The organism is Nocardia sp. NPDC055029 (assembly GCF_053608525.1).
This window is the reverse complement of sequence record NZ_JBSGVQ010000075.1, coordinates 1-9,424: the sequence shown is the minus strand read 5'-3', so window position 1 is coordinate 9,424 and position 9,424 is coordinate 1. Positions and strand designations below refer to the sequence as shown.

At 69.9% G+C, this 9,424-nt stretch carries 10 protein-coding genes; 3 read left to right on the top strand and 7 right to left on the bottom strand.

From position 1 onward, the window contains the following. Positions 1-39: 39 nt before the first annotated feature. The gene (locus ACWF9G_RS34055; RefSeq protein ID WP_452520330.1) at positions 40-1,221 is read right to left on the bottom strand and encodes an acyl-CoA dehydrogenase family protein; all 1,182 of its coding nucleotides are present in this window, start codon (positions 1,219-1,221) and stop codon (positions 40-42) included. 105 nt (positions 1,222-1,326) lie between these two features. Here ACWF9G_RS34055 and ACWF9G_RS34050 point away from each other — a divergent pair, with 105 nt between their 5' ends. Next, entirely contained in the window at positions 1,327-1,836 is a 510-nt protein-coding gene (locus tag ACWF9G_RS34050) for a DoxX family protein (RefSeq protein WP_452520328.1), read from the top strand. An 8-nt stretch (positions 1,837-1,844) separates the two neighbouring features. On the opposite strand, the gene ACWF9G_RS34045 is transcribed toward ACWF9G_RS34050, so the two are convergent. Genes ACWF9G_RS34045 through ACWF9G_RS34020 form a run of 6 tightly spaced genes read right to left on the bottom strand, consistent with a single transcriptional unit; the run spans position 1,845 to position 7,660 of the window. Continuing rightward, complete coding sequence (locus tag ACWF9G_RS34045; RefSeq protein WP_378826314.1) at positions 1,845-2,639, bottom strand: AAA family ATPase; 795 nt, start codon at positions 2,637-2,639, stop codon at positions 1,845-1,847. Further along, positions 2,636-4,159 (bottom strand): MorD protein, encoded by a 1,524-nt coding sequence (locus ACWF9G_RS34040; protein WP_452520326.1) that lies wholly within the window; start codon positions 4,157-4,159, stop codon positions 2,636-2,638. Before ACWF9G_RS34040 ends, ACWF9G_RS34045 begins: the two co-directional genes overlap by 4 nt. 3 nt (positions 4,160-4,162) lie before the next feature. Beyond that, complete coding sequence (locus tag ACWF9G_RS34035; protein ID WP_452520324.1) at positions 4,163-4,585, bottom strand: PaaI family thioesterase; 423 nt, start codon at positions 4,583-4,585, stop codon at positions 4,163-4,165. A gap of 5 nt (positions 4,586-4,590) precedes the next feature. Continuing rightward, positions 4,591-6,063, bottom strand: coding sequence for a class I adenylate-forming enzyme family protein (locus ACWF9G_RS34030; protein WP_452520322.1), 1,473 nt, complete (start codon positions 6,061-6,063; stop codon positions 4,591-4,593). Beyond that, positions 6,063-6,860: an enoyl-CoA hydratase/isomerase family protein gene (locus ACWF9G_RS34025; RefSeq protein WP_452520320.1), complete on the bottom strand. Its 798-nt coding sequence runs from the start codon at positions 6,858-6,860 to the stop codon at positions 6,063-6,065. Before ACWF9G_RS34025 ends, ACWF9G_RS34030 begins: the two co-directional genes overlap by 1 nt. Next, positions 6,857-7,660: an enoyl-CoA hydratase/isomerase family protein gene (locus tag ACWF9G_RS34020; protein WP_357347510.1), complete on the bottom strand. Its 804-nt coding sequence runs from the start codon at positions 7,658-7,660 to the stop codon at positions 6,857-6,859. The genes ACWF9G_RS34025 and ACWF9G_RS34020 overlap by 4 nt, the downstream gene beginning before the upstream one ends. A gap of 111 nt (positions 7,661-7,771) precedes the next feature. On the opposite strand from ACWF9G_RS34020, the gene ACWF9G_RS34015 reads away from it, so the two are divergent. Further along, positions 7,772-8,464 carry a hypothetical protein gene (locus tag ACWF9G_RS34015; protein ID WP_452520318.1) on the top strand — a complete coding sequence of 231 codons (693 nt, stop codon included), beginning with the start codon at positions 7,772-7,774 and terminating at the stop codon, positions 8,462-8,464. A gap of 43 nt (positions 8,465-8,507) precedes the next feature. Then, on the top strand, positions 8,508-9,407 hold the full coding sequence (locus ACWF9G_RS34010) for an enoyl-CoA hydratase/isomerase family protein (RefSeq protein ID WP_452520316.1): 900 nt from the start codon (positions 8,508-8,510) through the stop codon (positions 9,405-9,407). Positions 9,408-9,424 lie beyond the last annotated feature (17 nt).

Here is a 9,424-nt window from a genome sequence, read left to right as displayed (position 1 = left end):
GGTGCGGATCGTCCTCGATCCGCGCCACCCGGGTCCGTGTCACCTGCTGGTGGATTCGGCCGCGCGCACCAGCGCACCGCCGATGATGAGACGCTGGATCTCGCTGGTGCCCTCGTAGAGCCGCAGCAGGCGCACGTCCCGGTAGATCCGCTCCACCGCCACGCCCCGCATGTACCCGGTGCCGCCGTGCACCTGCACCGCGGAATCGGCGACGCGACCGGCCATTTCGGTGCAGTAGAGCTTGGCCACCGATGGCGCGAGGCGGCGGTCCTCGCCGGTGACCCAGGACTGCGCGGCCGCGCGCACCAGGGCCCGCCCCGCCATGACGCCGGTCTGCATATCGGCCAGGTGCGCCTGCACCAGCTGGAAGCGCCCGATCGGGGTGCCGCCCTGGGTGGCCGTGGCGGCGTAGGCGACCGATTCGTCGAGCGCGCGCTGCGCGGTCCCGACGGCCAGCGCCGCGATGTGGACGCGCCCGCGTGCCAGGGAACTCATGGCGGCCCGATAGCCGACGTCCTCCTGGCCGCCGACGAGGGCGTCCGCGCCGACCCGCACGTCCCGGAGACTCACCTCGGCGGTCCACGCGCCCTCCTGGCCCATCTTGCGGTCCTTGGACCCGACCGTGACGCCCGGCGTTCTCGCCGGCACCAGGAACACCGAGATCCCGGGCCCCGAGCTGTCGGCCTGCCGGGTGCGGGCGAAGACGACGAACAGATCGGCCACCGGCGCGTTGGTGATGAATCGCTTCTCCCCGTTGATGATCCAGTCCCCGCCCGCGGCGGTCGCGGTGGTGCGCAGCGCCGCGGGATCGGATCCGGCGCCGGATTCGGTCAGCGCGAACGAAGCGACCACGGCGCCGGTGGCGATGGGCTCGAGCCAGCGGGCCTTCTGCTCCTCGGTGCCGAACCCCACCAGGACCTGCCCGGCGATGCCGTTGCTGGTGCCGAACAGGGACCGCAGGGCCAGGGTGGTGTAGCCGAGTTCCATGGCCAGCTCGACGTCCTGGGCCAGATGCAGGCCGAGCCCGCCCCACTGCTGCGGGATGGCGTATCCGTAGAGGCCCATCGCCTTGGCCTGCGCCACGATCTCGTCCGGGATCCGGTCCTGCGCGGCGATCTCGGACTCGCGCGGGACCACGACGGTGCGGACGAAATCTTTTGTCTGGGCGAGGATCTGGTGAAAATCCTCGTCGGTGACCTGGTCGGTGGTCGTGCTGGTCATGGCGAAGCCTTCCTCGGGCACGGCAGTCGCCGTGGCTGGTCGATACGTTGTGTTCGCGTTTACTGTAATACTATCGGTAACCGGAATCGAGAAGAGGGAACGACGATGACAGCGATCGACGCGGGGGTACTCATCCTGCGGGTGTGCCTCGGGCTGACAATGGCCGCGCACGGCTACGGCAAGATCTTCACCGGCGGGCGGATCCCGGGCACGGCCCGCTGGTTCGACAGCATCGGGATGCGCCCCGGCGCGGTACACGCGCGTGTGGCCGCGGGAGCCGAGGTCGGCGCGGGACTCGCGCTGGCACTGGGCATCGCGACGCCGTTCGCGGCAGCCGGGTTCGTCGCCCTGATGCTGGTGGCCGCGTGGACGGTGCATCGCGCGCACGGCTTCTTCATCGTCGGCAACGGCTGGGAGTACAACCTGGTGCTCGCGCTGGCGGCGATCAGCGTAGCGACGATCGGCCCTGGCCGGCTGAGCGTCGACGGTCTGCTGTTCGGCAGCGAAAACGTCGACGGCTGGGTGGGTTTCGGCATCGCCGCCGGGCTGGGCCTGGCGGCGGGCGCGGGTCAGCTTGCGCTGTTCTACCGGCCGCCCGCGCCGACGCCGTCCTGATCCGCTGCTCAGGTGGCCACGGGTACCTCCGCCAGGGTCGCCGCCGCGATCTCACGCAGGCCGTCGTGGATCGCGCCGTCACTGCTCAGCGGCGCGAGCACGCAGGCGTGCACGGCGTCGAGCTCGCCGATCCCGGCCGCGACGAGCCGCGCCGCCGCCACGAGGACCCGGGTCGATGGCGGCTCGAAATGGAAAGCGCCGTCGGCCTTGCGGATGGCGACCGCGCAGCCGACGAGTCGCCGGGCCACCGCCGGATCCACCGCGGTCTCGGCCACCAGCAGCTCGGCCTCGCGCTCCGGCGGCAGGTAGTCCATGGCGACGGTGACGAACCGTTGCCGGAACGAGGGTTTGAGTTCCTTGAGTGAACTGCGGTAGGCGGGATTGTAGGAGCAGACGAGCATGAACGGATCGGGTGCGGCCACGACTTCGTCGGCGCGATCCAGGAACAGCGTGCGGCGGTGGTCGGTGAGCGCGTGCAGGACCGCGAGGGAGTCGTGCCGGGCCTCGACCACCTCGTCCAGGTAGCAGATCGCCCCGGACTTCACGGCCCGGGTGAGCGGACCGTCGGTCCAGCGGACGTCACCGCCGGTGACCATGAACCGGCCGACCAGGTCCGAGCTGGTGAGGTCGTCGTGGCAGCTGATCGTCACGACCGGCCTGCCGAGCAGCCTGCCCATGTGTTCGACGAAACGGGTCTTGCCGCACCCGGTGGGCCCGGTGAGCATCACCGGCAGCCGCTGACGATGCGCACCCTCGAACAGGGGCACCTCGATACCGGCGGCGAAATAGGGGTCTGTGTTCATTCGGCTACCAACTCTCGATGGATCTGGGCGAGTGCTCTGGGCAATTCGTCGACCCGCCCGATGCGGCGGGATCGCCTTGGCCCGAACACCTCCGGCAGCGGGTCGACCCGGGTCGGGCCGACCCCGAGGTAGAAGACCCTGACCCCGGCGTCCTCGGCTTCCTCCACGGCATGGGCGACATCGGCCCAGGCGTAGCGGCCTTCGTAGCCTTCGTCCGACATCAGTCCGTCGCCGATGACGATCAGCAGTCTGCGCTGGGACGGCTGATCGACCAGCCGGGCGGTCAGGTGGCGCAGGGGAGCACCGAGCCGGGTGTAGCCGCCGGTGACCAACCCGAGGCTGCTCGGGTCGACGAAATGTGGGTCCTGGAAATCCTTGAGACAGTCCACCTGCACCCGGTGCCGGGTGTTGCCGGTGAACACGAAGATGCCGTGCCGTTCCCTGGCCATGGTCATCGCCCGCGACAGGGCGTCCGCGCAGTCGAGTTCGAGCCGGAAGACCTGCCCGCCGTGCACTCCGAGCGAGGAGCTGCCGTCCAGCAGCAGGGCGGTGCTGACATCGCGAGACATGGGCGCCAGCTCCCGGAACACTCGCGGCTGCGGCGCCCGGCCGGTGCCCGCGTCGACGACATAGGCGACGTAGCGGTCGATGTCGATATCGGATCCGTCCTCGAGCCCGGAACGCATCGCGCGGTGGGTGTGGTGTTCGAACCAGCGCCGCACATCACCGGAGACGGCGGTGATCGGGGAGTTGCGGGTGGGCAGCTTGCGTTCCAGCACGGCGACATGGTCGGGCAGGAAGGCACCGGTCCAGCGGTTCCACTCCGGGTAGGGGATACCGGCGCGCTGGTCGGCCCTGACCTCGACGTCGTCGTCCTCCGGTCGGCTCGGCGGCGGCAGGTTCGCGTTGCGCGCACCGCCGTCCCCGCCGACCGGGACCGTCGGCGGGCGGTAGGAGTCGCTGCGCGCCGACGTCCACGGCATCCGGGCGTACACCCGGCGCACGGCCGAGGCCAGGGCGCCGCGTCCGGCCGCACCCGACGGCAGCGCGCCGAGCAACGGGTACGTCGCGAGGACCCGCCTGGTCCTGGCCAGTGCGAGAGCCCGATCGAGCATCCGGCCACCGTCGAGATCGTCCTCGTGGAGCTCGAGATCGGTCAGCGCCCTGCGCAATTCGGGGAGGAGGCCAGGCAAGCGGGCACCGACCCAGGCGGCGGCCACACCACCTTCGATCAATGACAGCGCCGCCCGCTGCCGCGGTGACAGCTCGTGCAGCGCGTACTCGGCGATGCGGTCCTTGGACGGCGAACACTGCAGTGCGACACCACAGGTCAGGGTCGTGCGAGTCCAGTCGGCGTCGATCGGCGGGTACGGGACGTGCACGATGCGACGTCCCGTGCTCAGACCGAATCCCCGGTGTTCGCCGGTCATCAGACGCGCGTCGGTGCGCCGGCGTTCGGAGAAGGCCACCGCGGTCACCGCGCAGCTGCGTTCGATCGCGGATGCCCGTGCGGTATCCATCGGTCAGTCGCTCGCGACGGCGGTGCGATCGGTGGCGAAATCGACGGTCGCGAAGTTGACGGTGGCCAGTGCCGCGAGGCTGTCGTCGGGCCCGCCGTACACCTCGACCTGCACGACGATCGAGCGCTTACCCGCGTGCACGACCGTGCACTGTGTGCGCGCCGCGCCGTCGGTGACCGGACGGAAGTAGCGCACGTTCAGGTCCGAGGTGACCACGCCGGCGTTCGGTGGCCGGTGCTCGAGCGCGACCGTGCCCGCGGCGATGTCGACCAGGGTGGCGATCAGGCCGCCCTGCAGGCCCCCGGAGGTGTTGACCACATGGGGCGCGACGGGCAGTTCCCAGTTCGGTGTGCCCTGGCTGTCGGTGCTCTTGCGGAAGCCGATGTGGTCGAGCAGCCCGCTGATGTGTCGAAGGGTTGTCATCATGGCGTTCACTCCTGTCGGGTGCCGGTGCCGGCGAAATGCGCGCGGACCGCGGACAGATCCGGCTTGCCCGACGGGGTACGGGGGATGGCGTCGACCAGTGCGATATCGGTGGGAATCTCGTAGCGGGCCAACCGGGTTCGCAGATGGTCGAGCAGGTCGGTGATCTCGGTCCGGCGATCGGGGCGTAATTCGACCATCGCGACCGGGGTCTCGCCGAGGCGGTGATCGGGCCGGGCGACGACGGCCGCGCCGCGCACCGCCGGATGCGCCTCGATGGCCGCGCGCACCTCGTCGGGCATGATCTTGAATCCGCCGCGGATGATGGCCTGATCGGCACGTCCCAGGATCCACAGGAAGCCGTCGGCGTCGATGCGGGCGAGGTCGGTGGTGCGGATCCAGTCCGTCCCCGGCCCCAGCTGACCGGGTATCACCTCGAGCAGTCCCTGGCGGTCCGTGCCGAGTTCGGTGCCGTCGTCGGCGACCACCCGCAGGAGGGCGCCACCGCTGGCCCGTCCGACGCTGCCGCGTTTGGCCTGCCAGAACTGCCGATGGTCGGCCAGCGTCCATCCCGCGACCCCGCCGCCGAATTCGGTGGCGGCATACGAGGTCAGGACCGGGATGCCGAACTTCTCCTGGAAGGCGTCGGCGTCGGCGGCCGACAGGGGAGCGGTGCCGGAGGTGACTGCCCGGACACCGGCGAGATCATCGGCGGTGAGATCGGAGTGCAGCACCATGCGCAACGCGGCGGGCACCAGCGACACCGCGCCGGGCCGGTGTTCGCGCACGACGGCGGCCCAGCGGTCCAGCTCGAAACGCGGCAGGAAGACGAACGGCCGTGCGGTGAGCACGCATTGCAGGATCCGGAACACGCCGCCGATGTGCACCAGCGGGGCATTGACGATCGCGACACCGGTGCGCGGCGCGGTGGGTACCGGATGGCGATCGGGGTCGGCCCCCAGCACGCTGCGCCACAACATGTCGTAGGTCAGGTCGACGCGCTTGGGCGGGCCGGTCGTGCCGCTGGTCAGCATGCGGACCGCGGTCACCGAGTTAGTCGCCGACGCAACGGATTTCGCCCGCACTCGCCCCGGCTGTCCGTCCAAGCCATCCACAGCCAGCGTCGTGGCGCCGGGGCCGACCATGGCGGTGAGATCGTCGGTGTTGCCGACCACCAGCGGCAGATCCAAGGCGGTGATGTCGTCGCGGATCCGGTCGTCACCGCGGGCGGGGTTGATCACGACCACCGTGCCTCCCGCGAGCAGGACACCGAGGAACGCGGCCACGTGTTCGGGGCGGTTGCGCAACAGGATGCCCACCGGCTGTGCCCGCGGTACGTGGTCGGCGGTGCAGTGTGTCGCGGTGGCGAGTTCGCCCCAGGTGAACCAGGTTCCGTCGAACTCGATCGCCCTGGCGTCGGGTGCGAGGTCGAGGATCTGCCGGATCCGGGTGCTCAGCGGGTGGTCGGGCGGCTGGGTCATCAGCGGATCCTCGGTTCGATCGGGGCGGCGGGCCCGCCGTCGCGGGCGGCCGCCAGTTCCGCCTTGGCGATCGGATTGCCCAGGCGGGTGTAGACGAGACCGTGCTCCATCGCGGCCCGGTAGGGCTTGTCCAGGGATTCCCAGATCGCGCGCACCGTGCCCTGGGTGGCGGTCGGCGGTTTGGCCGCGATCCCGGCGGCGATGGAATGTGCGCGGTCCCAGAGCTGTTCGCGGGCAACGATTTCCGAAACCAGACCGATCCGCAGCGCGGTGCCGGCGCAGACCCGCTCGTCATTTCCCATCAGCGCGATGCGCAGGGTCTCGCCGAGACCGACGCGGCGCATGAGCCCGATCGGTTCCAGCGCGCAGACCAGCCCCGCCGAGACATGGGAGTCGAAGAAGGTGGCTTCCTCCGAACAGATCACCACATCGGCTTCGTTGACGAAGTAGAACGCGCCCGCCGTGCACATCCCCTGCACGGCGCACACCACCGGCTTCCACATCTTCTGCCATTTCGGGCTCAGCGCCTCGCCGGGATCCTCGTGGTGCCAGATCCCCTCCGGCTGGCCGTAGGGCACCTTGATGTCGAGGCCCGCGGAAAAGGCGCGCGTGCCTGCCGCGCGCAGGACGACGGCGTTCACCGAGTCGTCCAGGCGAATCCGCCGCCAGACCTCGCGCATCTCCTCGCACATGACGCGGTCGAAGGCGTTGAGCCGGTCCGGGCGGTTGAGGGTCACCGTCGCGACCCGGTCGCGCTCGTCGACCTCGAACAGCACGGTGGAATAGGGGGTGCTCATCGGCACTGCCAGATCGGGTCGCGCTTCTCGACGAAGGCCTGTGGCCCCTCGAGGGCGTCCTCGGTGCGGGTGACCCGCTCCCGGAAGGATTCGGCGAGCATCTCGGCCTCGTGCAGCGGCACGTCCAGGCCCTTGAGGATGGCCAGTCTCGTACCGCGAACGGCAAGGGGCGCATTGGAATTGACGATCTCGGCGATCTCGCGCGCGCGTTCGAGCAGGCGGTCGTGCTCGACCACCTCGGTGATCATGCCGAGTTCGTAGGCCCGCTGGGCGCTCATCCGCTCGTGCTTGCCCATCAGCGCCATCCGCAGCGCGACGGTCCGGGGCAGCACCCTGGCCAGGCGGACCACCTCGCGCCCGGCGACCAGCCCGATACTGACGTGCGGATCGAAGAAGGTCGCCCGATCCGAGGCGATGACGATGTCGCCGGTGGTCACCCAGTCCAGCCCAGCCCCGCAGCACAATCCGTTGACCGCGACGATGATCGGCTTGGTCATGGTGCGAAACGGCGGCGTGCCCTCCTGCGGCGCCTCCCACTGCTCGTAGGTCGACAGGTAGGGCCGCTCGCTGACCACCTTGCCGTCGCCCGGGATCTCGGTGACATCGGCACCCGTGCAGAACGCGCGGCCGGTCCCGGTGACGATCAGCAGCCACACCTTGTCGTCGTGCTCGGCCTCGTCGTAGGCGTCCCGCAGTTCGGTGATCATGTGCGGGCTCAGCGCATTGAGGGCGTGCGGGCGGTCGAGCGTGATGGTGGCCGTGTGCCCGTCGACCTCGTAGCCGATGGTGTCGAACGGCATGCTTGCCTCCTGGAGACGGGGGTAGTGAAACATACTGTTGCATGTACAGTAGACAATACCGTCAGCCCTCCGCCAGAGTGGCCGCGATGCCCCGAGAAGAAAAGAGCTGCGATGGCCGAGCCCGCCGCCGTGCCACCGGACACGGCGCGCACCGACAGCGCGCCGACGGGCCGCTTCGGTGCGGAACCTCTCGCCCAGACCGCCGCCGCCGCCGCGGCCGTGCGCCGCGTCGTCGGCCTGCTGCTCGCGCTCGAGCATCCGCACCCGGCCGTCGACGCGATGCTGTCCGAGTTGTCGGGATGGGAACGCGAACTCGCCGCCGCGGTGCCGCCCGATCCGGCGCCGCGATTCGCCGGCGACCCCACGGACCGTCGGGTGTACCTGAACCACGCCTTCGACATCGGCGCGTTCAATCCCTGCTTCCCCGAGTACGTCTTCGACCACCTCGACACCGCGACAGCGCGGGGCCGCATCACCTTTCCTCTCGTCCACGAGGGGCCGCCCGGCCTCGTGCACGGTGGTTTCCTCGGTGTCTTCTTCGACGCCGTGGTCCAGCATCACAGCTGTGCGTCCGCAGTGGCGGGCAAGACGCGATCGATGGAGGTCACCTATCGCAGGCCGACCCCGATCCTCACCGAACTCGACTTCGACATCGTGCGTGTGCTGAGCGACCGCGAGATCGAATCGACCGCCCGCATCCTGCGCGACGGGCAGCTGCTGTGCTCGGCGGTCGTGCGCACCGTCGCCGTGCCCATCGACGGCTTGCCCACGGCGCGATTCGGGCCCCGAACCAGCCGTCCCTGACGGCCGCTGCCGATTACCCCAAAAACCCAGGAAGAGATAGCCGATGACCGTGTCCCCTGCCACCGACGGCCGTGTGCTCTACGAGCTCGATCCGGACCGCCGGATCGCCACCATCACCCTGAACAACCCGGCCCAGCGCAACTCCTACGACGCCGCGATGCGTGACGACATCGCCCGCTGCCTGGACCGGGTGGCCGACGACGACGACATCACCGTGGTGCTGCTGCGCGGCGCGGAGCAGGTGTTCAGCACCGGCGCCGATATGAACAACGCCTACGGCTGGTACGGCGAGCGCGCCGCCACGAACGGTGAGCGCACGGCACCGCGCAGGCCCAGTCAGCGCAGGCGGCTGACCGTGGACCGCAAGTCCTTCGGCTTCTACCACGAGTTCCTTGGCTTTCCGAAGGTCACCGTCGGCGAGATCAGCGGGTACGCGCTCGGCGGCGGGTTCGAGATGGCCCTGATGACCGACATCTCGGTGATCGCCCGCGACACCCGGATCGGCATGCCCGCGGCCCGGTTCCTCGGCCCGGCGCTGGGCAGCCTGCACATGTTCTTTCATCGGCTGGGCCCGGTGCTGGCCCGCCGACTGCTGTTGACCGGGGACATCGTCGAGGCGGCGAGTGTGGAGCATCTCGGGGTGTTCACCGAGACCTGTGATCCCGCCGCGGTGACCGCGCGAGCGCGCTACTGGGCGGAGAAAGCCGCGAAGATGCCCGCCGACGGCGTCGTCATCGCCAAGGAGGCGTTCCGGATGGTCGAGCAGAGCCAGGCGTATCAGGGGGAAGAGGTCGCCAGCTACTTCTTCCACGCCTTCGGTACCAACCTGCAGTTCGCCCCTGGCGAGTTCAACTTCGTCAAGACCCGCGCCGAGCACGGCACGAAGGAAGCATTCCGCTTGCGCGACGCGCACTTCCACGTCCCCGAACCCGATCTCGGGTAGTCGCGGGACCGCGTCGG

Excerpts from the sequence above, each read along its gene's own strand:
- ACWF9G_RS34055 (WP_452520330.1), bottom strand. The coding sequence starts at position 1,221 with ATGACCAGCACGACCACCGACCAGGTCACCGACGAGGATTTTCACCAG.
- ACWF9G_RS34050 (WP_452520328.1), top strand. The coding sequence starts at position 1,327 with ATGACAGCGATCGACGCGGGGGTACTCATCCTGCGGGTGTGCCTCGGG.
- ACWF9G_RS34045 (WP_378826314.1), bottom strand. The coding sequence starts at position 2,639 with ATGAACACAGACCCCTATTTCGCCGCCGGTATCGAGGTGCCCCTGTTC.
- ACWF9G_RS34040 (WP_452520326.1), bottom strand. The coding sequence starts at position 4,159 with ATGGATACCGCACGGGCATCCGCGATCGAACGCAGCTGCGCGGTGACC.
- ACWF9G_RS34035 (WP_452520324.1), bottom strand. The coding sequence starts at position 4,585 with ATGATGACAACCCTTCGACACATCAGCGGGCTGCTCGACCACATCGGC.
- ACWF9G_RS34030 (WP_452520322.1), bottom strand. The coding sequence starts at position 6,063 with ATGACCCAGCCGCCCGACCACCCGCTGAGCACCCGGATCCGGCAGATC.
- ACWF9G_RS34025 (WP_452520320.1), bottom strand. The coding sequence starts at position 6,860 with ATGAGCACCCCCTATTCCACCGTGCTGTTCGAGGTCGACGAGCGCGAC.
- ACWF9G_RS34020 (WP_357347510.1), bottom strand. The coding sequence starts at position 7,660 with ATGCCGTTCGACACCATCGGCTACGAGGTCGACGGGCACACGGCCACC.
- ACWF9G_RS34015 (WP_452520318.1), top strand. The coding sequence starts at position 7,772 with ATGGCCGAGCCCGCCGCCGTGCCACCGGACACGGCGCGCACCGACAGC.
- ACWF9G_RS34010 (WP_452520316.1), top strand. The coding sequence starts at position 8,508 with ATGACCGTGTCCCCTGCCACCGACGGCCGTGTGCTCTACGAGCTCGAT.